Source organism: Zoogloea sp. 1C4, assembly GCF_009469605.1.
Lineage (GTDB): Bacteria > Pseudomonadota > Gammaproteobacteria > Burkholderiales > Rhodocyclaceae > Zoogloea > Zoogloea oryzae.
Genome location: NZ_SSXU01000004.1, coordinates 258272 through 284765, shown reverse-complemented (window position 1 = coordinate 284765; position 26494 = coordinate 258272). Strand labels below are relative to the sequence as shown.

General features: G+C 66.2%; 22 protein-coding genes. 15 read left to right on the top strand and 7 right to left on the bottom strand.

Going from position 1 to position 26494, the window contains the following annotated elements:
• Positions 1-150: 150 nt before the first annotated feature.
• From GH681_RS07245 to GH681_RS07235, 3 genes are all read left to right on the top strand, one after another.
• The gene (locus GH681_RS07245) at positions 151-657 is read left to right on the top strand and encodes an EVE domain-containing protein (protein WP_228111808.1); all 507 of its coding nucleotides are present in this window, start codon (positions 151-153) and stop codon (positions 655-657) included.
• Entirely contained in the window at positions 654-1466 is an 813-nt protein-coding gene (locus tag GH681_RS07240) for a sulfite exporter TauE/SafE family protein (protein WP_153160799.1), read from the top strand. The genes GH681_RS07245 and GH681_RS07240 overlap by 4 nt, the downstream gene beginning before the upstream one ends.
• Positions 1467-1528: 62 nt before the next feature.
• Positions 1529-2197, top strand: coding sequence for a hypothetical protein (locus GH681_RS07235; protein ID WP_153160798.1), 669 nt, complete (start codon positions 1529-1531; stop codon positions 2195-2197).
• A gap of 9 nt (positions 2198-2206) precedes the next feature.
• Here the strand turns inward: GH681_RS07235 and GH681_RS07230 are convergent, their stop codons facing one another.
• Positions 2207-2989: an enoyl-CoA hydratase/isomerase family protein gene (locus GH681_RS07230; protein WP_153160797.1), complete on the bottom strand. Its 783-nt coding sequence runs from the start codon at positions 2987-2989 to the stop codon at positions 2207-2209.
• Between the two features lie 231 nt (positions 2990-3220).
• Between GH681_RS07230 and GH681_RS07225 the strand changes: the two genes are divergently transcribed.
• The gene (locus GH681_RS07225; RefSeq protein ID WP_153160796.1) at positions 3221-3556 is read left to right on the top strand and encodes a DUF485 domain-containing protein; all 336 of its coding nucleotides are present in this window, start codon (positions 3221-3223) and stop codon (positions 3554-3556) included.
• Positions 3556-5220, top strand: a complete 1665-nt coding sequence (locus tag GH681_RS07220) for a cation acetate symporter (RefSeq protein WP_153160795.1) — start codon at positions 3556-3558, stop codon at positions 5218-5220. Before GH681_RS07225 ends, GH681_RS07220 begins: the two co-directional genes overlap by 1 nt.
• 91 nt (positions 5221-5311) lie before the next feature.
• Here GH681_RS07220 and GH681_RS07215 read toward each other — a convergent pair whose 3' ends face one another.
• On the bottom strand, positions 5312-5983 hold the full coding sequence (locus tag GH681_RS07215) for a GntR family transcriptional regulator (RefSeq protein WP_153160794.1): 672 nt from the start codon (positions 5981-5983) through the stop codon (positions 5312-5314).
• 339 nt (positions 5984-6322) lie between these two features.
• Between GH681_RS07215 and scpA the strand changes: the two genes are divergently transcribed.
• From scpA to GH681_RS07190, 5 genes are all read left to right on the top strand, one after another.
• Positions 6323-8485, top strand: coding sequence for a methylmalonyl-CoA mutase (gene scpA, locus GH681_RS07210; RefSeq protein ID WP_153160793.1), 2163 nt, complete (start codon positions 6323-6325; stop codon positions 8483-8485).
• Positions 8486-8545: 60 nt separating this feature from the next.
• Positions 8546-9544, top strand: coding sequence for a methylmalonyl Co-A mutase-associated GTPase MeaB (gene meaB / locus GH681_RS07205; protein ID WP_228111807.1), 999 nt, complete (start codon positions 8546-8548; stop codon positions 9542-9544).
• Between the two features lie 36 nt (positions 9545-9580).
• A complete protein-coding gene (locus GH681_RS07200) occupies positions 9581-11116 on the top strand; it encodes an acyl-CoA carboxylase subunit beta (RefSeq protein ID WP_153160791.1) in 1536 nt (511 codons plus the stop codon).
• A 20-nt stretch (positions 11117-11136) separates the two neighbouring features.
• Positions 11137-13149 carry an acetyl/propionyl/methylcrotonyl-CoA carboxylase subunit alpha gene (locus GH681_RS07195; protein ID WP_153160790.1) on the top strand — a complete coding sequence of 671 codons (2013 nt, stop codon included), beginning with the start codon at positions 11137-11139 and terminating at the stop codon, positions 13147-13149.
• Positions 13150-13587: 438 nt separating this feature from the next.
• Complete coding sequence (locus GH681_RS07190) at positions 13588-14322, top strand: glutamine amidotransferase (RefSeq protein WP_153160789.1); 735 nt, start codon at positions 13588-13590, stop codon at positions 14320-14322.
• On the opposite strand, the gene GH681_RS07185 is transcribed toward GH681_RS07190, so the two are convergent.
• Positions 14313-15575 (bottom strand): Hsp70 family protein, encoded by a 1263-nt coding sequence (locus GH681_RS07185; RefSeq protein ID WP_153160843.1) that lies wholly within the window; start codon positions 15573-15575, stop codon positions 14313-14315. The two genes, GH681_RS07190 and GH681_RS07185, sit on opposite strands and share 10 nt — an antisense overlap.
• A 91-nt stretch (positions 15576-15666) precedes the next feature.
• Here GH681_RS07185 and GH681_RS07180 point away from each other — a divergent pair, with 91 nt between their 5' ends.
• Positions 15667-15942 carry a hypothetical protein gene (locus GH681_RS07180; protein WP_153160788.1) on the top strand — a complete coding sequence of 92 codons (276 nt, stop codon included), beginning with the start codon at positions 15667-15669 and terminating at the stop codon, positions 15940-15942.
• A 1443-nt stretch (positions 15943-17385) separates the two neighbouring features.
• Here the strand turns inward: GH681_RS07180 and GH681_RS07175 are convergent.
• The 4 genes from GH681_RS07175 to GH681_RS07160 form a co-directional block, all read right to left on the bottom strand.
• A complete protein-coding gene (locus GH681_RS07175; RefSeq protein WP_153160787.1) occupies positions 17386-17736 on the bottom strand; it encodes a YajD family HNH nuclease in 351 nt (116 codons plus the stop codon).
• A gap of 9 nt (positions 17737-17745) precedes the next feature.
• The gene (gene rocD, locus GH681_RS24035) at positions 17746-19863 is read right to left on the bottom strand and encodes an ornithine--oxo-acid transaminase (RefSeq protein ID WP_153160786.1); all 2118 of its coding nucleotides are present in this window, start codon (positions 19861-19863) and stop codon (positions 17746-17748) included.
• 229 nt (positions 19864-20092) lie between these two features.
• Positions 20093-21631: a ubiquinone biosynthesis regulatory protein kinase UbiB gene (gene ubiB / locus GH681_RS07165; protein WP_153160785.1), complete on the bottom strand. Its 1539-nt coding sequence runs from the start codon at positions 21629-21631 to the stop codon at positions 20093-20095.
• Positions 21632-21701: 70 nt separating this feature from the next.
• The gene (locus GH681_RS07160; protein ID WP_153160784.1) at positions 21702-22343 is read right to left on the bottom strand and encodes a hypothetical protein; all 642 of its coding nucleotides are present in this window, start codon (positions 22341-22343) and stop codon (positions 21702-21704) included.
• 122 nt (positions 22344-22465) lie between these two features.
• Here GH681_RS07160 and argS point away from each other — a divergent pair, with 122 nt between their 5' ends.
• The 4 genes from argS to GH681_RS07140 are packed head-to-tail and all read left to right on the top strand — an operon-like array spanning position 22466 to position 26485.
• Positions 22466-24199, top strand: a complete 1734-nt coding sequence (gene argS, locus GH681_RS07155) for an arginine--tRNA ligase (RefSeq protein ID WP_153160783.1) — start codon at positions 22466-22468, stop codon at positions 24197-24199.
• An 18-nt stretch (positions 24200-24217) separates the two neighbouring features.
• Positions 24218-24991 carry an SPOR domain-containing protein gene (locus tag GH681_RS07150; RefSeq protein WP_153160782.1) on the top strand — a complete coding sequence of 258 codons (774 nt, stop codon included), beginning with the start codon at positions 24218-24220 and terminating at the stop codon, positions 24989-24991.
• A 27-nt stretch (positions 24992-25018) separates the two neighbouring features.
• Positions 25019-25663: a thiol:disulfide interchange protein DsbA/DsbL gene (locus GH681_RS07145; protein ID WP_153160781.1), complete on the top strand. Its 645-nt coding sequence runs from the start codon at positions 25019-25021 to the stop codon at positions 25661-25663.
• A gap of 54 nt (positions 25664-25717) precedes the next feature.
• Complete coding sequence (locus GH681_RS07140; RefSeq protein WP_228111806.1) at positions 25718-26485, top strand: SDR family oxidoreductase; 768 nt, start codon at positions 25718-25720, stop codon at positions 26483-26485.
• Positions 26486-26494 lie beyond the last annotated feature (9 nt).

The following is a 26494-nucleotide window of genomic DNA, read 5'->3' as shown; positions in this document are numbered from 1 at the left end:
GGGCAGGCTAGCCGGGATTGATCGGGAATGCCCCGACATCATAGCCGTGCGGAGGCGGTTCGGCGGCGGGCGCGGACATCCCGCTTGTGTCGCGGGGCGAATTCGGCGAAAACGTCGCAGGTTGCCCCTGTCGATCGTGCCGGGGCGCCCATGTCCAACAAGGAGCCCCCGATGCGCTACTGGCTGATGAAATCCGAACCCGACGACGTCTCCATCGACGACCTGGCCCAGCGCCCCGGCCAGACCGTGCCCTGGTATGGCGTGCGCAACTACCAGGCGCGCAACTTCATGCGTGACGGCATGCAGGTGGGCGACGGGGTGCTGTTCTATCACTCCGGCTGCGCCGAGCCGGGCGTTGCCGGCATCGCGAAGGTGGCGAGCAGCGCCTACCCGGACGCCACCCAGTTCGACCCGGCCAGCAAGTATTTCGACCCTAAATCCACGCCCGAAAGCCCCCGCTGGCTGCACGTGGACGTCGCTTTTGTGCGCAAGACCCGGCTCGTGGGTTTGCCCGAATTGCGCAGCCACCCGGAACTGGAGAACATGCGCGTCCTCGCCCGCGGCAACCGGCTGTCGATCACGCCGGTCGAGCCGGCCGAATGGCGCTTCATCGTCGGGCAACTGCTCGGCGCAATGGATCTTCAGGACTGGAAATGAACATCGGTATCGAATGGCTGGCCGCCTATCTCGCCCTCGGGGCCTTCGTCGGCTTCTTCGCCGGGCTGCTCGGCGTGGGCGGGGGCGCGATCATGGTGCCGATGCTCACCACGCTGTTCGCCGCCCAGGGTTTTCCGAAGGAGCACATGGTGCATCTGGCGCTGGGTACCTCGATGGCCGGCATCGTGGTCACCTCGATATCCAGCCTGCGCGCCCACCACGCCCACGGCGCGGTGCGCTGGGACATCGTCAAGGGCATCGCCCCGGGTGTGCTGGCGGGCACCTTTGCCGGCACCTTCGTCGCGTCCCAGGCGCCCACGAAGCCGCTGGCGATCTTTTTTGCGTGCTTCACCGCCTACGTGGCGGTGCAGATGATCCTCAACGTGAAACCCAAGCCCACCCGCGAGCTGCCGGGCACCGCCGGGCTGATCGGCGTGGGCGGCGTGATCGGCGCGATCTCGTCGCTGGTGGCGATCGGTGGCGGCTCCCTGTCTGTACCCTTCATGACCTGGTGCAACGTGAAGGTGCACAACGCCATCGGCACCTCGGCCGCCATCGGCCTGCCGATCGCCCTGGCCGGCGCGCTGGGTTATCTGATCAATGGCTGGTCGGTGCAGGGCCTGCCCGAGTGGTCGGTGGGTTTCGTCTACCTGCCGGCGCTGGTGCTCCTGAGCCTGCTCTCCAGCCTCACCGCGCCCGTCGGCGCCCGGCTGGCCCACAAGCTGCCGGTGGCCACGCTGAAGAAGATCTTCGCCGGCGTGCTGGTGCTGCTGTCGGCCAAGATGCTGCACACCGTGCTGGGGAGCTGAACGCCTAAAGTGGGCGGGTTTCTGTCCGTGAACCTTCCGACCTATACCGTTCGGGTGGTTCCATGTCCGCAGCCAATGTCCGCCTCCAGCTCCAGTTCGATCTCGAACTGGCCGTCCCCGCATCCGTGGCCGCCCTCGACCACGCGCGGCTTTGCCAGAAGCTGGCCGAACTGCTGGGCCCGACGGTGATCCAGGGCCTGCCGGTGATCGCCGGCAAGCAGCTGGCCAAGGCCGAGGTGCGGGTCGTCAAGCACCACCACCGGCTCGACGCCGTGGCGAGGGCGGTCGCCCGCATCGAGCCGGCGCGCATCGTCGAGGCCGCGCCCCATCTCACCGACGCCGAGGTGGCAACCCTGGCCGCCCGCGCCGCCGCGCGCCTGCCGGCCGGAGAGGCGGACCAGGCGGCCTACCTGCGCAGCCAGGCCCTGGCCCTCGTCAATGAATACCGGCTGGTGGGCTGCCGGGTGGATGCGCTGCTGTCGAACGGCAAGCCGACCCAGATCGAGGGCAAGCTCAACCTCACCAACGGCCACATTTTTCTGGATGCGTCCCATCGCCAGACGCGCCTGCAACAGGCCCAGGGCCCGCTGCGGGTGGCGGTGGGCGAAACCGACGTGGTGCTGGCCGCGGAGTGCTCCGGCCACACCCTCACCGGCCCGGTGCTCGATGTGGCGGTGAAACAGCTGGTGCCCCACCGGGCCGCGCTGCTCGCCCGCTGGCAGGCGGGCTGACGAGGGGCTTCAGCGCCCCTTGAACACCGGCGAACGTTTGCCCAGGAAGGCGTCCAGGCCTTCCTTGTAGTCGTCGGTGGCCAGAAAATCGAAGGCGGCGCGCTTTTCTTCGGCTGTGAGGGGCGTGCCTTTCATCAGGCGATGCACCCATTGCTTGTGCCAGCGGGCGACCAGCGGTGCGCCCCTCACGATGCGGCCGGCGGTGGCGAGGGCTTCCTTCTCGACCTCTTCGTCGTCCACCACCCGGGTCAGCAGGCCCTTGGCGAGGGCTTCGCGGGCGTTGAGGATGCGGCCTTCGAGCAGGATCTCGAGCAGCACCGCGGGGCCGACGAGTTCCAGCAGGCCGGCCATCTCGCCCGGATACATCGAAAAGCCCAGCTTGTTGATCGGCGCGCCGAAGCGGCTCGATTCGCCGGCGATGCGGATATCGCAGCAGCCGGCGATCTCCACGCCGCCGCCGATGCAGGCGCCCTGGATCATCGCCACGGTGGGCACCGGGCAGGCGCGGATGGCGTCGAGGGCGGCGGCCACGAGTTCCTCGTGATAGTGCAGGGCGTCGTCCACGGTGGCGCGCACGACCAGGAACTCCTCGATGTCGCCGCCGGCCGCGAAGGCCTTGTCGCCGGCGCCGCGCAGCACCACGCAGCGCAGGTCGGGGTCGGCGTTGAGTTCGCTCATGCGGCGCTGCAGGCCGCGCCACATGCCGGCATCGACGGCGTTGAGCTTGTCCGGGTTGGAGAGGGTCAGGGTGGCGATGCCAGCATCCTGGCAGAAGAGGATTTCTCCGGGCATGGGTGGGCGGTTCCGTCGGCTGGGGTCGATAAAATTATTTGATGCGGTGCAAAAATATTTCCATACGGCGTGGTATGGAGTCTTCTGTATGTTATATCATCCGGCTGGGCGTTGTATTGGCGCGGCTTCGCCCTGCGAGAAGCATCCATAAAAAATATTCGCTCTGATCGCCGTTTGGGTCCAACAGGCAGATCGCGCCGCATTCAATGCATTTCCATAGGGAGGGAAATCATGTCGAGCACCTCGTCTCAGAGTGCGGTTTACGCACGCATCAGACGCAACCCGCGCTTTGCCGAACTGGTGTCCAAGCGCCAGGGCTTTGCCACCATCCTGTCCGTGATCGTCCTGACGATCTTCTACGGCTTCTTCATGGTCGTGGCCTTCCAGCCGCAAGTGATCGGCAAGCGTCTGTCCGAAGGTTCCTACCTCACCGTCGGGATCGCCTTCGAGCTGTTCATGTTCATCTTCTTCTGGGTGCTGACCGCGGTCTACGTGAAGCGCGCCAATGGCGAGTTCGACGAGATCACCGCCGAAGTCATCCGTGATGCATCCAAGGAGGTGAAGTAATGCTGGCCCGTCTGAATCTCGCGCTGCTGGCGCTCCTCGCGCCGGCCCTGTCTTTCGCCGGTGACGCGATCTCCGCCACCGAAAAGCAGCCGCTCAACCTGCACGCCATCGGGATGTTCGTGCTGTTCGTCTCGATGACCCTCGGCATCACCTACTGGGCGGCTGGCCGCACCAAGTCGGCGTCCGACTTCTACACCGCGGGCGGCGGCATCACCGGCTTCCAGAACGGCCTCGCGATCGCCGGCGACTACATGTCGGCCGCGACCCTGCTGGGCCTCACCGCGCTGGTCTACACCAAGGGCGTCGATGGCTACATCTACATGATCGCCTTCTTCGCCGGCTGGCCCATCATCCTGTTCCTGATGGCCGAGCGCCTGCGTAACCTCGGCAAGTTCACCTTCGCCGATATCACCTCCTACCGCCTCAACCAGGGCAAGGTGCGCACGATGGCGGCGGTGTCCTCGCTGACCGTGGTGTGTTTCTACCTGGTGGCGCAGATGGTCGGTGCCGGTCAGTTGATCAAGCTGCTGTTCGGTCTGGACTACAACATCGCCCTGTTCGTCGTTGGCGCGCTGATGATGGTGTACGTGACCTTCGGCGGCATGGTTGCCACCACCTGGGTGCAGATCATCAAGGCCTGCATGCTCCTCGCCGGCGGCACGCTGGTGATGGTGCTGGCCATGTCCCAGTTCGGCTTCAGCTTCGAGAACATGATGAGCCAGGCGATCTCGCTGCACTCGCTGGGCGAAAAGCTGCTGTTCCCGGGCTCGCTGCTGCCGGATCCGGTCACCGCCCTGTCGCTGGGCCTTGGCCTGATGTTCGGTACCGCCGGCCTGCCGCACATCCTGATGCGCTTCTTCACCGTGACCAACGCCAAGGAAGCCCGCAAGTCGGTGCTCTACGCGTCCGGTTTCGTGGCCTACTTCTTCAACGTCATCCTGCTGATGGGCTTCGCGGCCATCATCATCGTCGGCCAGAACCCCGAGTTCTTCGAAGGTGGCAAGATCGGCGGCAAGATCGTCGGCGGCGGCAACATGATCGCCATGCACCTGGCCAAGGCCGTGGGTGGCAACCTGCTGCTGGGCTTCCTGTCGGCCGTGGCCTTCGCGACCATCCTGGCCGTGGTGTCCGGTCTGGCGCTGGCCGGTGCGGCTGCCATCTCCCATGACATCTACGCCCGCGTGATCCGCAAGGGCAAGGCGACCGAGACCGAAGAGCTGCGCGTGTCCCGTTTTGCGTCCGTCGGCCTGGGCCTCGTGGCCATCGTCCTCGGCATCGCCTTCGAGAAGATGAACGTGGCGTTCATGGTGGCCCTGGCCTTCGGTATCGCTGCTTCCGCCAACTTCCCGGTGCTGATCCTCTCCATGTACTGGCGGGGTCTGACCACCCGTGGCGCGATTGCGGGCGGTTACGCCGGCCTCGTGGCGGCGGTGCTGCTGGTGGTGTTCTCCAAATCCGTGTGGGTCACCGTGCTAGGCAACGCCCAGGCGCTGTTCCCGTACGACCAGCCGGCCCTGTTCTCCATGCCCCTGGCCTTCCTGATCACGTTCATCGTGTCCAAGCTCGACAACAGCGCCGAAGCCCAGGCTGAGCGTGCTGCGTTTGAAGACCAGTACGTGCGTGCCCAGACCGGTTTTGGTGCTGCTGAAGCCAGCAGCCACTGATCCCGATGCGCCCTTCGGGGCGCATGGTCAAACAAAAACCCCCGCCGGGCGACCGGACGGGGGTTTTGTCTTTCTGGCGCCGCGGGTTGCTTCAGGCCGTGCTTTCCTTGCGGGACGCGATCTTGGCCAGCGCCCGGCGGCCGCTGGAGATGTGGTCGCGCATCGCCCGTTCGATGCCGGTGGCGTCGCGGCGGCCAAGGGCCTCGAGGATGAGCCGGTGCTCGGCCAGGGATTGTTCCAGCCGGCCCTCGCTGAACAGCGAGTGGTGCCGCGACAGCTTGATGACCTTGCGCAGATCGGTGATGGTCTGGGTCAGCCAGCGGTTGTCGGCGATCAGCTGGACTTCCTGGTGGAAGGTCTGGTTGGCCTCGAAGAAACCGTCGATATCCTTGTCGGCGGCGGCGCGCTCCAGGTCGTCGTGGATGCTGCGCAGGCGGGCGAGGTCTTCCTCGGTGGCCTTGTGGGTGGTGTCGGCAGCACACTGCCCTTCGAGGAGCGACAGCACGGTGAAAATCTCGTCCAGATCGCGCTCGGAAATTTCTGTGACGTAGCAGCCGCGGCGCGGCTTGAGCGTCACCAGACCCTCGGCGGCAAGCACCTTGAGGGCTTCGCGCAGCGGCGTGCGGGAGATGCCGTAGTCGGCTGCGAGGGCCTGCTCATCGACCCAGGTGCCAGGGGGGAGTTCGTGGGCAAAGATGCGCTGGCGCAGGCGTTCGGCGACTTCCTGGTAGAGGGCGAGGGGGGCGATGCGGCCGGCGTTCATGGAGGATGTGGAGTTGTGGGTGGATGAGGTGGTTTCGGGTATTGCATCCATAATTATGGATAAAGTATTATCCCGTGGATAGCAAGTCAAGTTCCTGCGCGGGAAGTAAACCTTGTTGCAGCCCGGTGGCCTCGGCCATCGACGCTCGAAAAACAGAGGGAGGGAGAAAACTGCCCGCGCAGGGCACGGCAGCCGGCCGTGGTCTGGGACCACGGCCGGTACTGGCGTCCCGGTTTGCAGACGAGTCCGGCGCATCGACCGGGTCGGCCGCAACGGGCGACACGTCTTCAGGACAGAAAAGAGGCTGCTTCCGCGGCCCGCACTAGCGAGGGTAGAACCATGGCGAACAACAACGAACCGACCTTCCCCCAACCCGATCTGGCCGCCTGGAACAAGGCTGCCGCCAAGTCGGCGCCTGAAGGCGATGTCGCCAAGCTGAACTGGGTGACGCCGGAAGGCATCACGGTCAAGCCGCTGTACACTGCGGCCGATCTCGAAGGCCTCAAGTACGCCAACACCCTGCCGGGTTTCGAGCCCTTCCTGCGCGGCCCCCAGGCCACCATGTACGCCGCCCGCCCCTGGACCATCCGCCAGTACGCCGGCTTCTCCACCGCCGAGGAATCCAACGCCTTCTACCGCAAGGCGCTCGCCGCCGGCGGTCAGGGCGTGTCGGTGGCCTTCGACCTGGCTACCCACCGCGGCTACGACTCCGATAACCCCCGCGTGGTGGGTGACGTCGGCAAGGCCGGCGTGGCCATCGACTCCGTCGAGGACATGAAGATCCTCTTCAACGAGATCCCCCTCGACAAGATCTCCGTCTCCATGACCATGAACGGCGCCGTGCTGCCGATCCTCGCCGGCTACATCGTGGCCGCCGAAGAGCAGGGCGTCTCGCAGGACAAGCTGTCCGGGACCATCCAGAACGACATCCTCAAGGAGTTCATGGTCCGCAACACCTACATCTACCCGCCGACGCCGTCGATGAAGATCATCGCCGATATCTTCAATTACACGTCGACCCACATGCCCAAGTTCAACAGCATCTCGATCTCGGGCTACCACATCCAGGAAGCGGGCGCGAACCAGGCCATCGAACTGGCCTTCACCCTCGCCGACGGCGTCGAATACGTGCGCACCGGCATCAAGTCCGGCATGGATGTGGACACCTTCGCCGGCCGTCTGTCCTTCTTCTGGGCGGTGGGCATGAACTTCTACCTCGAGATCGCCAAGATGCGCGCCGCGCGCATGCTGTGGTGGCGTCTCATGAAGCAGTTCGAGCCGAAGAGCCAGAAGTCCATGATGCTGCGCACCCATAGCCAGACCTCCGGCTGGTCGCTCACCGAGCAGGACCCGTACAACAACGTCGTGCGCACCACCATCGAGGCCATGGCTGCGGTGTTCGGCGGTACCCAGTCGCTGCACACCAACGCCCTCGACGAAGCCATCGCGCTGCCCACCGAGTTCTCGGCCCGCATCGCCCGCAACACCCAGATCATCATCCAGGAAGAGACCCACATCTGTAACGTGGTCGACCCGTGGGCCGGCTCCTACATGATGGAAAAGCTCACCCAGGACATGGCCGACAAGGCCTGGGCGCTGATCGAAGAGATCGAAGCCATGGGCGGCATGACCAAAGCCGTCGAATCCGGCTGGGCCAAGATGAAGGTCGAAGAGTGCGCCGCCGAAAAGCAGGCCCGCATCGACTCCGGCAAGGACGTCATCGTCGGCGTCAACAAGTACAAGCTCGCCAAGGAAGATCCGATCGACATTCTCGACATCGACAACCACGTCGTGCGCGAGGCCCAGATCGAGCGCCTGGCCCGCATCCGCGCCACCCGCGATCAGGCTGCCGTCGACGCGGCCCTGGCCGCCCTCACCGAATGCGCTAAGACCGGCGAAGGCAACCTGCTGGATCTGGCCGTCAAGGCCGTGCGCCTGCGCGCCACCGTCGGCGAGATCTCCGACGCGCTGGAAGTCGTCTTCGGCCGCTACCGCGCCAACCCGCAGGCCGTTTCCGGCATCTACAACTCGGTGGTCGAAGGCAACGAAGACTGGCAGGCCCTCAAGGCCGACATCGACGCCTTCGTGGCCGAAGAAGGCCGCCGTCCGCGCATCATGATCGCCAAGCTCGGCCAGGACGGTCACGACCGCGGCGCCAAGGTGGTGGCCTCGGCCTTCGCCGACCTGGGCTTCGACATCGACATCGGCCCGCTCTTCCAGACTCCGGAAGAAGCCGCCCGTCACGCCGTCGAGAACGACGTGCATGCGGTGGGCTGCTCCAGCCTCGCCGCCGGCCACAAGACGCTGGTGCCGGCCGTCATCAAGGCCCTCAAGGATCAGGGCGCCGACGACATCATCACCTTCGTCGGTGGCGTGATCCCGGCCCAGGACTACGACGCGCTCTACAAGGCCGGTGCGGCCGGCATCTTCGGGCCCGGCACGCCGATCCCGACCGCCGCCCGCGAAGTGCTGAAGCAGATCCGCGCAGCCCGCAAGGCCTGAGCCTACCCGTGAGGAACAGCGCGCCGGCGAAAGCCGGCGTGCGCGTCATTGATGTCTTCCATGAACATGCCTGCCGACATTCCGCAGCGTGACGCCATCGATCAGGCCCTGGTCGACGGCGTGCTCAAGCATCAGCTGCGTCCGCTCGCCAAGACGATCACCCTGATCGAATCCCAGCGCCCGGACCACAAGGCGCGGGCCCGCAGCGTGCTCGAAGGCCTGCTGCCCCACACCGGCAACTCGATGCGCATCGGCATCTCCGGGGTGCCGGGCGTCGGCAAATCCACCTTCATCGAGGCCCTCGGCCTGTACCTCATCGAGCAGGGCCACAAGGTGGCGGTGCTGGCGGTCGATCCGTCCTCCAGCGTCACCGGCGGCTCCATCCTGGGCGACAAGACCCGGATGGAACTCCTCTCGCAGAACACCGGCGCCTTCATCCGCCCCAGCCCGTCGGCCGGCAGCCTGGGCGGCGTGGCCGAAAAGACCCGTGAGGCGATGCTGGTGTGCGAGGCCGCCGGCTTCGACGTCATCATCATCGAGACCGTCGGCGTCGGCCAGTCCGAGACCGCCGTGGCCGGCATGGCCGACATCTTCTGCCTGCTCCAGCTCCCCAACGCCGGCGACGACCTGCAGGCGATCAAGAAGGGGATCATGGAGATCGCCGACCTGATCGTCATCAACAAGGCCGACATCAACCCCCAGGCCGCCAACGTGGCCCGCTCGCAGATCAAGAGCGCGCTGGGGATGCTCCGCCATTCGTCGCCCAACTGGACGCCGCCGGTGCTCATGCTTTCTGCGTTGCAGAAGCAGGGCGTCGCTGAATTCTGGAATACCATTGAGGATTACCGCTCCACCATGAAACGGAGCGGCGAGTTCGACGCGCGCCGGCGCCAACAGGCCCGGGCGTGGATGTGGGAACTCATTGACCAGGGCCTGCGGGCCCGGTTTGCAGGCCACGCCGCGGTTCAACAGGATCTGCCCGGCTTGCAGGCGGCCGTCGAGGCCGGCCAGACCACGCCTTCCGCAGCCGCAGCCCGGCTGCTCGGCCATCTGGGCTGAAAAGAACACACCCGAATCATTGACTGGAGGCTGTAAATGCACGACATCATCCACCAGCTGGAAAAGAAGCGCGAAGCGGCCCGCCTTGGTGGCGGCCAGAAGCGTATCGACAGCCAGCACAAGAAAGGCAAGCTGACTGCCCGCGAACGTATCGAACTGCTCCTCGACCCGGATTCCTTCGAGGAATGGGACATGTTCAAGGAGCACCGCTGCGTCGATTTCGGCATGGATCAGGCCGAAAAGACCCCGGGTGACGGTGTCGTCGTCGGTTACGGCACCATCAACGGCCGCCTGGTGTTCGTGTTCTCCCAGGATTTCACCGTGTTTGGTGGCTCCCTGTCCGAAACCCACGCCGAGAAGATCTGCAAGGTCATGGACCAGGCCATGAAGGTCGGTGCCCCGGTGATCGGCCTCAACGACTCGGGCGGCGCCCGCATCCAGGAAGGCGTGGCCTCCCTCGGCGGCTACGCCGACGTGTTCCAGCGCAACGTGATGGCCTCCGGCGTCGTGCCGCAGATCTCCATGATCATGGGCCCCTGTGCCGGTGGCGCGGTGTATTCGCCGTCGATGACCGACTTCATCTTCATGGTGAAGGATTCGTCTTACATGTTCGTGACCGGTCCGGAAGTCGTGAAGACCGTGACCCACGAAGACGTGACCGCTGAAGAGCTCGGCGGCGCCGTCACCCACACCACCAAGTCCGGTGTGGCCGACCTGGCCTTCGAGAACGACGTCGAGGCCCTCTCGATGCTGCGTCGTTTCATGAACTTCCTGCCGGCCAACAACCGCGAGCAGCCGCCCGTCACGCCGACCAACGACCCGGCCGACCGCTTCGACTACTCCCTCGACACCCTGGTGCCGGACAACGCCAACAAGCCGTACGACATGAAGGAGCTGATCGTCAAGGTTGTCGACGACAGCGACTTCTTCGAGCTGCAGCCCGACTACGCCAAGAACATCATCATCGGCTTTGGCCGCATCGATGGTTCGCCGGTCGGCATCGTCGCCAACCAGCCGCTGGTCCTCGCCGGCTGTCTGGACATCAAGTCCGCGATCAAGGCTGCCCGATTCGTGCGCTTCTGCGACGCCTTCAACATCCCCGTCGTCACCTTCGTCGATGTGCCGGGCTTCATGCCGGGTACCGCCCAGGAATACGGCGGCATCATCAAGCACGGCGCCAAGCTGCTCTACGCGTACGCCGAATGCACCGTGCCGAAGGTTACCGTCATCACCCGCAAGGCCTACGGCGGCGCCTATGACGTGATGTCCTCCAAGCACCTGCGCGGCGACGTGAACCTCGCCTGGCCGTCCGCCGAGATCGCGGTGATGGGCCCGAAGGGCGCGGTGGAGATCATCTTCCGCGAAGAGAAGAACGACCCCGCCAAGCTCGCCGAGCGTGAAGCCGAGTACAAGGCCAAGTTCGCCAACCCGTTCGTGGCCGGCGCCCGTGGCTTCATCGACGACGTCATCATGCCGCACGCCACCCGCAAGCGTATCGCCCGCTCGCTGGCCATGCTCAAGGACAAGCAGCTCGACAACCCGTGGCGCAAGCACGGCAACATTCCGCTGTGATCGCCGAGGACGCCAAGAACATGTTTACCAAGATCCTGATTGCAAACCGCGGCGAAATCGCCTGCCGCGTCATCAAGACCGCCCGCAAGATGGGCATCGCCACTGTCGCCGTGTACTCCGAGGCCGACAAGGACGCCCTGTTCGTCGAGCTGGCCGACGAAGCCGTCTGCATCGGCCCGGCCGCCTCGAAAGAGTCCTACCTGGTCGCCGACAAGATCATCGCCGCCTGCAAGCAGACCGGTGCCCAGGCGGTTCACCCCGGCTACGGCTTCCTGTCCGAGAACGCCGAGTTCTCCCGCCGTCTTGAAGAAGAAGGCATCAAGTTCATCGGTCCGAAGCACTACTCCATCGCCAAGATGGGCGACAAGATCGAGTCCAAGAAGCTCGCCATCGAAGCCGGTGTGAACACCATTCCCGGCTACAACGATGCCATCGCCGGCCCCGACGAAGCCGTCGAGATCGCCAGGAAGATCGGCTATCCGGTGATGATCAAGGCCTCCGCTGGCGGCGGCGGCAAGGGTCTGCGTGTTGCCTACAACGACGCCGAAGCCCACGAAGGCTTCTCCTCCTGCGTCAATGAAGCCCGCAACTCCTTCGGCGACGACCGCGTCTTCATCGAGAAGTACGTGCTCGAGCCGCGCCACATCGAAATCCAGGTGCTGGGCGACTCCCACGGCAACTACGTGTATCTCAACGAACGTGACTGCTCCATCCAGCGCCGTCACCAGAAGGTCATCGAAGAGGCACCGAGCCCCTTCGTCGACGCCGAGATGCGCAAGGCCATGGGCGAGCAGGCCGTGGCCCTGGCCCGTGCGGTCAACTACGAATCCGCGGGTACCGTCGAATTCGTGGTGTCTGGCGCGACCAAGGAGTTCTACTTCCTCGAGATGAACACCCGTCTCCAGGTGGAACACCCGGTCACCGAACTCATCACCGGCCTCGACCTCGTCGAGCAGATGATCCGCGTTGCCTACGGCGAAAAGCTGCCCCTCGCCCAGGCCGACGTGAAGATCAACGGCTGGTCGATGGAATGCCGGATCAACGCCGAAGACCCGTTCCGCGGCTTCCTGCCCTCCACCGGCCGTCTGGTGAAGTTCCTGCCGCCGAAGGAGACCACCGACGACAAGGGCACCACCCGTGTCGACACCGGTGTGTACGACGGTGGCGAGATCTCCATGTTCTACGACTCGATGATCGCCAAGCTCATCGTGCACGCCCCGACCCGCGCCCAGGCCATCGACCGCATGCGCGACGCCCTCAACGGCTTCGTGATCCGTGGCATCTCGTCGAACATCCCGTTCCAGGCCGCGCTGATGCAGCACCCGGTCTTCCACTCGGGCATCTTCGACACCGGCTTCATCCCCAAGCACTACCCGACCGGCTTCGACGCCTCGATGGTGCCCCACGATGATCCGGCGCTGCTGGTCTCGGTGGCCGCCTACGTCTACCGCGCCTTCACCGACCGTTCCGCCTCGATCTCCGGCCAGCTCCAGGGCCACGAGCGCATCGTCAGCGAAGACTGGATGGTCATCCGCCTGAACAAGGAAGGCAACGAGCACCACCCGGTCGTCGCCAAGCCCATCGATGGCGGCTACCACGTGGAATACAAGGGCAAGAGCTACGAGCTCAAGTCCAGCTGGAAGCTCGGCGAATCGCTCTTCAACGGCACCTGCAACGGCGAGCCCTTCACCCTTCAGGTGGAGCGCCACAAGACCAAGTACAGCCTGTTCCACTGGGGCACCCGCGCCGACTTCATGGTCATGAGCGCCCGTGCCGCCGAACTGCTGTCCCTGATGCCCGAGAAGCTGCCGCCCGACCTGTCCAAGTTCCTGCTGTCCCCGATGCCGGGCCTGTTGCGCGAAGTGTCCGTGCAGGTTGGTCAGGAAGTGAAGGCCGGCGAGAAGCTGGCGGTCATCGAAGCCATGAAGATGGAAAACATCCTCAAGGCCGAGCAGGACTGCAAGGTCAAGAAGATCGTTGCCGCCGGCGGCGCCAGCCTGGCGGTGGACGAAGTCATCATCGAGTTCGAGTAATCGATTCGCCGCCTCGCCGGGCCGCTCCAGCCCGGCGAGGCGAGAAAACGCTTTCGTTCGATGGGGAGGGAGACTCGTCTTTCGGGGCGGGTTCCTGTCGAGGGATCGGGGTCGTCCTAGGACGGCCCCTTTTTTTTCTGCAGCGCCCCCAGCCTCGTCCTGTAGGTCGGACTTCAGTCCGACAAGCGCTGGCGAGCTTAATCCGTGCTGTCGGACTGAAGTCCGACCTACAGGGGGCGGTGATTCGGAATCCGGGATGGAAGCGCCCGTTCGTGCCGCGATGGGCCTTCCTCACCGCACACCTCGGCGACGCCCGACGCGAGCGCGCTGAACTTTTTTGCATCAGATGCCGATTTAACACCCAGCGCCGTTCAACACTTAACGGTGCTCGCGCGTTGGATATCCGAGAATCATCCCAAACAACCGGAGCCTGTTGCCGTGCCACCGCTGCTCATCGTTAAGCTGGGCGATTACACCCCGGTCCTCGCCAACCGCGAGGGCGACTTCGAAAGCTGGATCTCGTCCGGGCTGGGCGATGTGCCGGTGCGGGTGGTCGACCCACGCAAGGGCGAAGCCCTGCCGGCGGCGGGTGAGGTGGCGGCCGCGGTGCTCACCGGTTCGCCCTCGATGGTCACCGACCGCGAGGCCTGGAGCGAAGCCACCGCCCGCTGGCTCGCCGGTCGGGTGGCCGAAGGCCTGCCGGTGCTGGGCATCTGCTACGGCCACCAGCTGCTGGCCCATGCGCTGGGTGGCGAGGCCGACTGGCATCCGCAAGGCATGGAGATCGGCACCGTCTGCGTCCGCAAGTCCGACGCCGCGCGGCACGACCCGCTGTTCGCCGATCTGCCCGACACCTTTCCCGCCCATGTGGTGCACAGCCAGACCGCCCGCGGCCTGCCGCCGGGCGCCCAGTGCCTGGCCTCGAGCGATTTCGAGCCCCATCACGCCTTCCGTTTTGGCGAGGCGGCCTGGGGCGTGCAGTTCCACCCGGAGTTCGACACGGTGGCGATGAAGTGCTACATCGCCCAGCTCTCAAGCCGCCTGCGCCAGGGCGGCGCCAATCCGGACGCGCTGACCGCAGCCGTCACCGAAACCCACGCCGCGACCAGCCTGCTCCGCCGCTTTGCCGATTTCGTGATGGAGCGGACGAGCGAACCCCTGCCTCAGCCGTAACGCCGGGCCGCCTCCACCGCGAGGCCGGCGCCGATGCTCCCGAACAGATCGCCCTCCACGCTGCGCGCGGCCGGCAACTCGGCCGCAATGCGCGCCCGGAGCTGCGGCACGCCGCTCGCCCCGCCGGTGAAATACAGCGTATCCACCCGATCCCGTGCGACGCCGGCCTGATCCAGCAGCTCGGCCACCGTGGCCGCAACCCGTTCCACCAGCGTGCGCGTGGCAGCCGAAAAGGCCTCTGCGGTGATGTCGTGGACGAGGCCCGCTTCGAGCCTGTCCAGGTGCAGCCGGGTGGTGTTGGCGGTGGACAGGTCGATCTTCGCCTGCTCGACCTGCAGGGCCAGCCAGTGGCCCTCCCGCTGGCCGATCAGCCGGGCCAGACGATCGAGCTCACGGCGGGCAGCGGCGTCCCGGTAGATCTGCTGGAAATCGGCAAAGGCCTGGCGGGTGTAGGCAAAGTTGATGGTGTGCCAGGTGGCCAGCTGGAAGAACAGCCCCGACGGCACCTCGGCGCCGCTCTTCATCAGGCCCCGGTAGCCCAGCAGCGGCATCACGCATTCCAGCGACAGGGCCCGGTCAAAGTCCGTGCCGCCCACGTGCAGGCCGGCGTTGCCCAGCAGATCGTCCTTGCGATCCACGTGGCGGGCCCGCTCGGGCGACAGGCGCACCAGCGAGAAATCCGCCGTGCCGCCGCCGATGTCGGCGATCAGTACCAGCTCCTCCCGGTCCAGCCCCGCCTCGTAGTGCCGCGCCGCGCCGATGGGCTCGAACTGGAAGCTCACCTCCTTGAACCCCACCTGCCGGGCGATGGCGGCGAGGGTGTCCTCGGCGCGCTGGTCGGCGCTCGGGTCGCCATCCACAAAGAACACCGGCCGGCCGAACACCGCCTGCTCGAAACCACGGCCCGCCTGGGCCTCGGCCCGGCGCTTGAGCTCGCCGATGAAGCTCGCCAGCAGATCCTTGAAGGGCAGGGCGCGGCCGCCCACCTCGGTGCTGCCCTCCATCAGCTTGCTGCCCAGCAGGCTCTTGAGTGCCCGCATCAGCCGGCCCTCGTAGCCTTCCAGGTACTCGGCCAGCGCATCGCGCCCGAAGTGGGTGGATTCCTCGTCGGCATTGAAGAACACCGCCGACGGCAGCGTGGGCTTGCCATCCTCGAGGGTCAGCAGCGTCTGTGCGCCCGGCCGCAGCCAGCCGACGGTGGAGTTGGAGGTTCCGAAGTCGATTCCGCAGGCGCGGGCGGGAGCGGCATTCATGGACTGGCGTGGGGAGAGCGGGGGGCGGATGTTACGCCGGTTGGGGGTGGCGAGGAAGAGGGCGCCGCCCACCTCAGGCGGCAGGGCTGTCATGCCCGGCACGCCGCCCGCATTTATCCCGAAAAACCCGCAGCCGGACGCCAGAACGCGCCAGAAAAATGGCGAGATGTTCCAGGTCTGGATGAAATCCCGCCAGCTTGTCCCCGGCCCCTCCCAACCCGATCCCCGGGCGGGCAGGCTTGACTCCGCAGCCCTGCAGCTTTTTCCCGAAAAGCGCCAGCTTGAATCCGCCAGCCAGATAATTAATTGCTCGAAGCAATTAAAAAATTGCTGCGCCGGGCCGGGGCTGCGAAAAAAATCGGATTAATTAATTCCCCGGAGCAATTTATTCTTCTCGATTCGACGTGACTCTCGAACGAATCGGAAAAAAGCTGGGTGGATTCGGGATTAATAAATTGCAGGTTTGCGTTTAGCCCCTGCAAAATTCGGATTAACCTGGCCTGTCGAGGGATTTAAAAATTGCTGCCCAGCAATTTTTCTGGAGGCAACCGGGAAAAACCGGAGGCCCCGAAGGCCGCGCCTCGGGGCTGGACGGCCTTTCGGGGCATCCCGCCAGCCCACCCACCCTGTAGGTCGGACTTCAGTCCGACACCCGACGCCGCCGATACCCCCGACAGACGAGGCACGCCCCACGCGACCAGCACGACCACGACGAAGAACTTGTCATGAGGGCTGGTTGGCGATAGGTTTGATTGGCATAAGCGGCTGGCGCCGTCGCGAAGCCGATTGCTGGTCGTTGGCGCGCGGGGTGAGGTGTTTCGTCACAAGAAGAATGGACGCCGGCCCGACGCGGAAAGCGATGGGTCACTTTGTCACGAGCTGCAGGTTTGAAGAATCCCGCGTCCTGGGTGCCAGTCATTTGCTACACATTAGGCAACCTATGAAGATCACCGTGCATCGACAGGCTTGCTGTCCCCAAGATGATCAATGTGGGCCATTGGAGGCTGAATACAGCATTGAACCTGACGCAAGTTTTTCTTCACTCATCCAGGAAATTATCAAGGCTGGCTTCCTGCAGTTTTCGTCTACCCACGATCGCCTCTCCGGAGAGGTTGATAACAAATGGCTAGTCGAAATATCTTCACCTTACGGCCCCAGCGTCAGGCAACCTGAGTTCGCTGTGGCCTCAGACGCGCGGGTAGCTGTCTGCTCCATGACAAGATTTTGTCTTTTCGCTTTCGGCATGTTTGACGCCCTTCTGTCCGCGCAGCCCGGTGAGCTCCGACGTTAAAGGCCTCCAGTCCATGTCATGTGAGAAGTGCAAAGACCTTTGCGTGCGGTTTGCAATTCGGCAGCCCAATGATTTGCGCCGAGCAATTCAAATCGCGAAGCAGAACTGCGATGACGGCACCATCAGTGAGGTGCCCGAATCTGACCCAATTTCGCAAGTCACCTTTGCGGCCCTTGCCGAAGGCGCGCAGTGGGATGACATTGTTGGCCATCGTTTCCGCTGTAGCTCGTGTGGCGAGTTGTTCTCACTTCATGCCGAGACGTATCACGGCAGCGGAGGCTACTGGGAGCCAGAGAACAGAAGGTCAGTTCGTGAAACCCTCTGACTTGGCCCCAGCCAGGTAGGTCGGGTTAGCCCGCAGGGCGTAACCCGACTCACTTCCTCCGCAGTTGTCAGATTACGGTTCGGGGCAAGGCGTCAGGAGGCCGCTGAGGCGAGGGCTCGAGCATGGGCTGTCGGGTTACGCCCGAGGGGCTAACCCGACCTACGTGGTTTCCTGCTTAGCGATCCGCATTCCCCTCAATCCTTCTTCAACAACCCCGCCAGCCCAGCAAACGGTGAATGCGTCGCTGCCTTGCCGGGCTGCTTGCCCGTGACGCTGCCCTGGGTGGCTTCCAGCTGGCGCTGGTGTTCGTTGTCGTGGCAATACACGCACAAAAGCTCCCAGTTGCTGCCGTCGGGCGGGTTGTTGTCGTGGTTGTGGTCGCGGTGGTGGACGGTGAGTTCGCGCAGGTTGGCGTGGGTGAAGCTGCGGGCGCAGCGGCCGCAGACCCACGGGTAGATCTTGAGGGCTTTTTCGCGGTAGCCCTCGGCGCGTTTGTCGGCGGCGCGGCGGGCTTCGAGGACGAGTCGGTCGAGTTTTTCGCTCATGGCTTTGTATCAGGTGGTGCGGCGGGCGAGGTCGCCGAGGGCGTCGCCGACCACTTCGGCGGCCTTCATCAGGGTGGCTTCGTCGATGATCAGCGGCGGGGCGAAGCGCAGCACGCTGTCGTGGGTGTCCTTGGTCATCAGGCCGCGGGCGAGCAGCCATTCGGCGGCGGTGCGGGCGGTGACGCGGGTGACGTCGAGCTCCATGCCGATGAGCAGGCCGCGGCCGCGCACTTCGCGGATCAATGGGTTGTCGATGGCCTGCAGGCGGGTGAGGAAGAGGGCGCCCAGGCGGGCCGCGCGCTCGGCGAGCTTCTCGTCGGCCAGTAGGGCCAGGGCTTCGCTGGCGACGGCGGCGGCGAGCGGGTTGCCGCCGAAGGTGGAGCCGTGGTCGCCGGGGCGGAAGACCTGCATCAGGCGCTCGTCGGCGAGGAAGGCGGAGATGGGCAGCAGGCCGCCACCGAGGGCCTTGCCGAGGATCACGCCATCCGGCCGGATGCCTTCATGGTCGACCGCCAGCAGCTTGCCGGTGCGGCCGAGGCCGGTCTGCACTTCGTCGGCGATGAGCAGCACGTTGCGGGTGCGGCAGATCTCGGCGCAGCGGGTGAGCCAGCCGGCGGGCGGGATGTTGATGCCGCCTTCGCCCTGGATCGGTTCGAACAGGAAGGCGGCGGTGTTGGGGCCGATGGCGGTTTCCAGCGCGTCGGCGTCGCCGAAGGGAATCGTCTTGAAGCCCGGCGCGAAGGGGCCGAAGCCGGTGCGGTACTGGGCTTCGGACGAGAAGCCGACCACGGTGGTGGTGCGGCCGTGGAAGTTGCCGGCGCAGACGATGATCTCGGCCTGGCCTTCGGGCACGCCCTTGATGGTGTGGGCCCATTTGCGGGCGGCCTTGATGGCGGTTTCGACGGCCTCGACGCCGGTATTGACCGGCAGCGCCTGGTCGTAGCCGAGCAGCGCCGACAGGCGTTCGAGCATCAGGGGCAGGCGGTCGTTGGAGTAGGCGCGGGAGGTGAGTGCGAGGCGGCCGGCCTGCTCGGTGAGGGCGCGTACCAGCCGCGGGTGGCTGTGGCCGAAGCTCACCGCCGAGTAGGCGCTCATCATGTCGAGGTAGCGGCGGCCTTCCACGTCCCACAGCCACGGGCCTTCGCCGCGGCTGAATACCACCGGCAGCGGCGCGTAGTTGCGGGCGCCGAAGGTGTCTTCCCGGTAGCGCAGCTGGGCGGTGGTGGGGCCCAGCGCGGCGGCGGCGAGCTCGACCACCCAGCGGGCGCCGCTGTCGCCCCGGTCGCGTTCGGGCACGTACTCGACGATCTCGAGGCCGACGAAATCGGCGCAGCTGCGCAGGCCGTGGAGGGTGTCCACCAGCTCCTGCGGGTCGAGGCCGTCGGGTTCGAGGCAGGTGGTGGCGGGCAGCTTGGCGCAGTCCATCGAGTCCAGATCGACCGACACGCCGAAGCCGGCGGTGCCTTCGCGGGCGATGGTCATGGCGTCGCACATCACCGCGGCGAGGCCCCGGGCGCGCACTTCGGGCATGTAGAAGATCTTCACGCCGAGTTTTTCGAGGAGCTTGGGCTCTTCGGGCTCCCACGAGCGGGCGCCGACGATCACCACGTGGGCCGGGTCGAGGTGCGGGCCGGGCAGGCCGGTGAGCGTCTCGTCGCCGATGCCCAGCAGGGCCGCCAGGGGCATGCCGTGGATGTTGCCGGAGTGGGTGGTCTGGGGGGTGTGGGCGTCGAGGTGGGCGTCCACCCAGATCAGGCCGAGCTTGCCGCGGGGGGCGAGCTGGCGGGCCACGCCGCGCCAGGTGCCGGCACCGATCACGTGGTCGCCGCCGAGCACCAGCGGAATGGCGTCATCGGCGCGGATCGCGGCGGTGATGTCGGCCAGATCGTGGAGCAGGTGGCTCACGGTGCCGAGGCGTTCGTGCATCGGCGGGTGGGGCGGCTTGGGGGCGGAGGGTTCGAGCAGCGTCTCCCAGCGGGCGAGGATGCCCCGCTGCACGAGCCGGGATTCGATGCCGTAGTCGCGCAGGGCGCGGGGGCCGGCGGCGGGGCCGAAGATCGGCGCGCCGAGGCAGGAGCCGACACCGACGATACGGACCGGGCGGGGTGGCACGAACGGGACTGGCATGGTCTTCCTTCGAGGGCGGCGTTCGATGCTGGTTTGAGCGCGCCGGCGGGCGTTTGTTCAGCGCCGGCCGGGGAGACCTGGCGATGGCCCGGTGGCGCCGCGGGCGCCGGGCAAGATCGAATGGCCGCCGGGTGAGGGCATCACGCGGGCGGCCGGCGGTTTGACGAAGTGGATGGTAGCGGCCCGATTGTTGCGGTTGCTGGAGGATCGGGCGGCGAGACAGAAATTGTCAGGCGAGCCAGCGCCAGGCCTCGAAGGCGGCCAGGGCGGCGAGCGCCACGCCGGCACCGACGAGCCACCGGCGCTGGCGGGTGTTGGCGGCGGCGAGGCGGGCGATCTCGGCGCGGGCCGCGTCGTCGCGCTTCTCGGAGGCCAGCGCCTGATGCACGAGGCGCGGCAGCTGGGGCAGGGTGGCGGCCCAGGCTGGGGCTTCGTCCTTCATGTGGCGAACGAGGGCGCGCCAGCCGATCTGGTCGTTCATCCAGCGTTCGAGGAAGGGCTTGGCGGTCTTCCACAGATCGAGGTCCGGGTCGAGCTGGCGGCCGAGGCCCTCGATGTTGAGCAGCGTCTTCTGCAGCAGCACCAGCTGGGGCTGGACTTCCATCTCGAAGCGGCGGGCGGTCTGGAAGAGCCGCAGCAGTGTCTTGCCGAAGGAGATGTCCTTGAGCGGGCGGTCGAAGATGGGCTCGCACACCGCGCGGATCGCGCCTTCGAACTCGTCGGCGCGGGTGTGGGCGGGCACCCAGCCGGCCTCGATGTGGGCCAGCGCCACGCGTCGGTAATCCCGCTGGAAGAAGGCCAGGAAGTTGGTGGCGAGGTATTTTTTGTCGGTGTCGTTGAGGGTGCCGATGATGCCGAAATCCAGCGCGATGTAGCGCCCGCGGGTGGCGCCTTCGGTGGCGACGAAGATGTTGCCCGGGTGCATGTCGGCATGGAAGAAGCCGTCGCGGAACACCTGGGTGAAGAAGATCTCGACGCCGGCGCGGGACAGCGCCTTGAGATCGATGCCGGCCTTGCGCAGGGTGTCGAGCTGGGAGATGGGGATGCCCTTCATCCGCTCCATCACCATCACGTTGGTGGTGCACCAGTCCCAGTGCACTTCGGGCACCACCAGCAGTTCCGAATCCTTGAAGTTGCGCCGCAGCTGCGAGCAGTTGGCGGCCTCGCGCATCAGGTCGAGCTCGTCGCGCAGATACTTGGAGAACTCGGCGACGACTTCCCGCGGCTTGAGGCGGCGGCCTTCGGGCCAGATTTTTTCGAGGATGGTCGCGGCGGCGTCGAGCAGGGCCAGATCGTGGGCGATCACCGGCGCGATGCCGGGGCGCAGGATCTTGACGGCGACCTCGGTGCCGTCGGGCAACTCGGCAAAATGCACTTGCGCGATGGAGGCCGAGGCAATGGGTTCGCGCTCGAAGCGGGCGAACACCTCGTCGGCGTGCTTGCCGTAGGCGGCTTCGAGCTGGGCCAGGGCTTCGTCGCTGGAAAAGGGGGGGACGCGGTCCTGCAGGCGGGCGAGCTCTTCGGCGATGGCTGGCGGCAGCAGGTCGCGCCGGGTGGACAGCATCTGGCCGAACTTGACGAAGATCGGGCCGAGGGATTCGAGGGCCTGGCGCAGGCGGGCGCCCGAGGGCTCGTCGAAGCGGCGGCCGAAGCGGGACAGGCGCGCCAGCCAGGCCAGCCGGCCGGTCGGCTCGCTGGAGAGGATCATCTGGTCGAGGCCGTATTTCAGGCTGACGGAGACGATCTTGACGAGTCGGAAGAGGCGCACGGCGGCAGGTGAAAAGGAAAACGCGGATTGTGCCCCGAAAGCCGGGCCGGCGGAAGCGTGGGCGGGGGCTTCAGCGCCTGATGCGGGGACGCGCCGGCGCAGGGGCTGGCGCGGGCGGCGGGGCGATCGGATGGACCTGCTCGGTGAGCCAGCGCACGGTGCTGCGGATGTCGCGCTTCACGGCTTCGTCGGCGGTGCCGAAGCTGACCGTGCCGTCGGGATCGATGGAGAACGGCGGCAGGCGCCATTCCCGCTCGACCACGAAAAGAAAGTCGCCGTCGCGGATGGCCTTCTGGGCCACCACATAACCATAGGGCCGGTCGCCGAAGCGGCTGCAGTAGGCGGTGCGGGTGGAATGGCCGAGGCCGTCGCGGGCACCGGTGACGAGGCCGCTGGTGGTGAACTCCGGGCAGTGCCGGGCCAGGCCGGCGGCGATGTGGCCGAGGTAGGCCTCGGGGCTCATCTCCTGGGCGCCAAAGCGCTGGACGAGCAGGCGGTCGCGGTAGTCCTCGATGCCCTGGCCGCGGGGCACGTATTCTTCATGGCGGATGCCGTTGCCTTCGCGCAGGTCGATGATCCGCCAGCCCTGGCCGGCCGGCAGCGGCACGCGCCAGTCGAGGGTGGGCGCGTCGGCAGCGGCGCCCGTCGCCAGCAGCAGGCTGGCGGCGAAAGCCGCGAAGCGGACCGGAAGACGACGGAAAAAAGTGCTCACGAGGCAAGTTTGCCACGTAGCAAGCGCTTTGTCGGCGGGCTTAATTCGCACGAAAGTTTGCACGACAGGCGGGACGCCCGGCGCTTGGATATAATCCTGTGCTTTTAGTCGCAGTATTTGCCATGAGCGCCGATCCGAAAACCCAGCTTGCCGACCTCCTGCGTGCCGCCCTCATCAGTGTGGCGCCCGACCAGGCCGAAACCCCGATCAACCTCGAGCGGCCCAAGCAGGCCGGTCACGGGGATTTTGCGAGCAACCTGGCGCTGCAACTGGCCAAGCCGCTGAAGCGCAATCCCCGCGAACTCGCCGCCCTGCTGATGGCTGAGCTGCCCAAGTCGCCGCTGGTCGCCAAGACCGAAGTGGCGGGCGCCGGCTTCATCAACTTCACCCTCGCTTCCGACGCCAAGACGGCGGTGGTTGCCGCGGTGCTGGGCGCCGGTGAGGCCTTCGGCCGCGGCGTGAAGGCCGGCGTGAAGGTGCAGGTCGAGTTCGTGTCGGCCAACCCCACCGGCCCGCTCCACGTGGGCCACGGCCGTGGCGCCGCCTATGGCGCGTCGCTCGCCGACGTGCTGGATTTCGCCGGCTTCGACGTGACCCGCGAGTACTACATCAATGACGCCGGCCGGCAGATGGACATCCTCGCGCTGTCCACCTGGCTGCGTTACCTCGATCTCTTCGGCATCGCCATCGCCTTCCCGCCAAACGCCTACCAGGGCGACTACGTGAAGGACATGGCGGCCCAGATCAAGACCGGCCACGCCGACCGCTTCGCCCAGGTTTCCGCCGCCGATGTGCTGGCCGGTGCCCCGTCGGTCGAGGCCGACAAGGAAGGCCACCTGGATGCGCTGATCGCCAACGCCAAGCGCCTGCTCGGGCCCGATTACGCCTGGGTGCATGGTTTTGCGCTCAACGAGCAGCTCGGCGACGGCCGCGAGGATCTCAAGGAGTTCGGCGTCACCTTCGACATGTGGTTCTCGGAGCGCTCGCTGTTCGACACCGGCCTCGTCGAGAAGGCCGTGGCCGAGCTCGAAGCCCGCGGTCACCTCTACGAACAGGACGGCGCCAAGTGGTTCCGCTCCACCGCCTTCGGCGACGAGAAGGACCGCGTCGTCCAGCGCGAGAACGGCCTCTACACCTATTTCGCCTCCGACATCGCCTACCACGCCAACAAGTACGAGCGTGGCTTCGACCGCATCATCGACATCTGGGGCGCCGACCACCACGGCTACATCCCCCGCGTGAAGGGCGCGCTCACCGCGCTGGGCCTGCCGCCCGAGAAGCTCGACGTGGCGCTGGTGCAGTTTGCGGTGCTCTACCGCGACGGCCAGAAGGCGGCCATGTCCACCCGCTCCGGCGAGTTCGTCACCCTGCGCGAGCTGCGCAACGAAGTGGGCAACGACGCCTGCCGCTTCTTCTACGTGCTGCGCAAGGCCGACCAGCATCTGGATTTCGACCTCGACCTCGCCAAGAGCCAGAGCAACGAGAACCCGGTGTACTACATCCAGTACGCCCACGCCCGCCTGTGCTCGGTGCTTGGCCAGTGGAACGGCGTGCTCGCCGATCTGACCGAAGCCGATCTGGGCCGTCTCGACAACGAGCGCGAACTCGCCCTGTGCGCCCGCCTCACCGCCTTCCCGGAAGTCGTCCAGAGCGCCGCGTCCGACTACGCGCCGCACCAGATCGCCTTCTACCTGAAGGATCTGGCCGGCGAGTTCCACAGCTACTACAACGCCGAACGGATGCTGGTGGACGACGAGGGGCTCAAGCTGGCCCGTCTGGCCCTGGCCGCCGCGGTGCGTCAGGTGATCCGCAACGGCCTCGCGCTGCTTGGCGTTTCTGCTCCCGATTCGATGTAATCCCGGACTTCTCCATCCATGAGTCGCGATCTCAAGCCACGTCCTCAAGCCAGGAAGCCCAAATCGGGCAGCCGTGGCGGCACCCTTGTCGGCATTTTTGTCGGCCTGATCCTGGGGGCCCTGGTGGCTGCCGGGATCGCGCTGTATTTCACCGCCTCGTCGCCCTTCAGCAAGCCCAAGCCTGCTGACGAGCGGACGGTCGTCGCGCCGCCGGCCAAGCCCCAGGGCGGCGAGCCCATCGCGCTGCCCGGCAAGGCCGGCGACAAGCCTGTCGAGAAGCCCCGCTTCGATTTCTACAACGTGCTGCCCAAGGGTTCGGATGCGCTGCCGGCGCCCACCAAGCCCGAGGAAACCACCGAGGTCGTGAAGACCGACAAGCCCGCCAAGGACAAGTCCGACAAAGCCGACAAGGCCGCCACCACCGACACCGCCAAGGCCGACAAGACCAAGTCCACCGAAGGCATGGACAGCGCCGAGCGCGCCAAGGCCGAGGCGGCGCTGCTCGACAAGCCGGCCCCCGCGCCCGAGAAGTTCTACCTGCAGGCCGGCGCCTTCGAAGACCCGTCCGAAGCGGACAACCTGAAGGCGCGTCTTGCGTTGATGGGGGTGGAGGCCAGCGTCCAGAAGATCGAAGTGCCCGATAAAGGCACGATGCACCGCGTACGCACCGGCCCCTACCTCGGGCAGGACGTGATGACCAAGGCGCGGGACAACCTCACCGCCAACGGCATCACCACCGCCATCGTGAAGATCAAACCCAAGGAACCAAAGCCGGCCACCGCCGCTCAATGAGTCCTTTGGATCGAAGGAGAAACCCTAATGCAGCGTCGTGACGTCCTCAAACAGCTCTCCGCCCTCGCAGCCCTCGGCGGCCTTGGTCTGCCCGCCTGGTCGCAGGGCAGTGGCAAGGGCTTCGAACTCGTTTCGCCGCCCCAGCCCACCGAGGCCAAGGGGAAGATCGAAGTGCTGGAGTTCTTCCACTACGGCTGCCCCCACTGCCGCTCGTTCGATCCGGTGCTCGACGCCTGGGTCAAGAAGCTGCCGTCCGACGTGGTGTTCACCCGCATCCCGGTGATGTGGGGCCAGCAGATGCTGGTGGGCCTCGCCCGGCTGTACGCGACGCTCGACGCCACTGGCGATCTGCCGCGCCTGCACGGCCAGATCTTCGACGCTGTCCAGACCGAGAAGCTGCCGCTCAACACCGAAGCCGCTGCCCAGGAATGGGTCGTCAAGAAGGGTGTGGATGCCAAGAAGTTCGCCGACGCGTACCGGGGCTTCACCACCAACGTGCGCGTCAAGCGCTTCGAGGAAATCGCCCGCAACTACAAGATCGACGGCGTTCCGACCCTGGCGATCGACGGCAAGTACTTCACCTCCGGCTCCCTCGCCGGCTCCCACGAGGCGGCGCTCAAGGTGGCGGATCAGCTGATCGCCCGCGCCCGCAGCGAACAGGGCCGCAAGTAAGCCCGCCACGCCGCCTGGCTTCCGTGCCGGGCGGCGTGCTTCCTTTCTCATCCCGTGACCGAACGCGTCTTCATCACCGGTGCCTCCAGCGGCATCGGCGCCGCCCTGGCACGCCACTACGCGGCCCGGGGCGCGGTGCTGGGCCTCGTAGCCCGGCGTCGTGACGCCCTCACTGCGCTGGTGGCGAGCCTGCCCGGCGAGCACGCCATCTACATTGTCGATGTGGCCGACGGCCCGGCGTTGCAGGCTGCGGCGGCCGATTTCGTGGCGCGCATCGGCCTGCCGGACGTGGTGATCGCCAATGCCGGCGTGTCGGTGGGCACGCTCACCGAAGAAGCCGACGATCTGCCCGCCTTTGAGCGGGTGATGCGCACCAACGTGCTGGGCATGGTGGCCACCTTTCAGCCCTTCGCGGCACCCATGCGGGCCCGTGGCAGCGGGCGGCTGGTGGGCATCGCGTCGGTGGCGGGCATCCGCGGCCTGCCCGGCGCGGGGGCTTACAGCGCCTCCAAGGCCGCGGCGATTGCCTATCTCGAGAGCCTGAGGGTCGAGCTCCACGGCAGCGGCGTGCGGGTGGTGACCATCGCCCCCGGCTACATCGAGACGCCGATGACCGCGGTGAACCGCTACCCGATGCCCTTCATGTTGCCGGTGGATGAAGCCGCCCGGCGCTTCGTGCGGGCCATCGACGCCGGCACCACCTACACGGTGATCCCCTGGCAGATGGGCGTGGTGGCCAGGCTGCTGCGCCTCCTGCCCAACGCGGTGTTCGACCGCGTCTTTGCCCGCGCCGGCCGCAAGCCGCGCGGGCTCGATCTGTAGCCGGCGCCC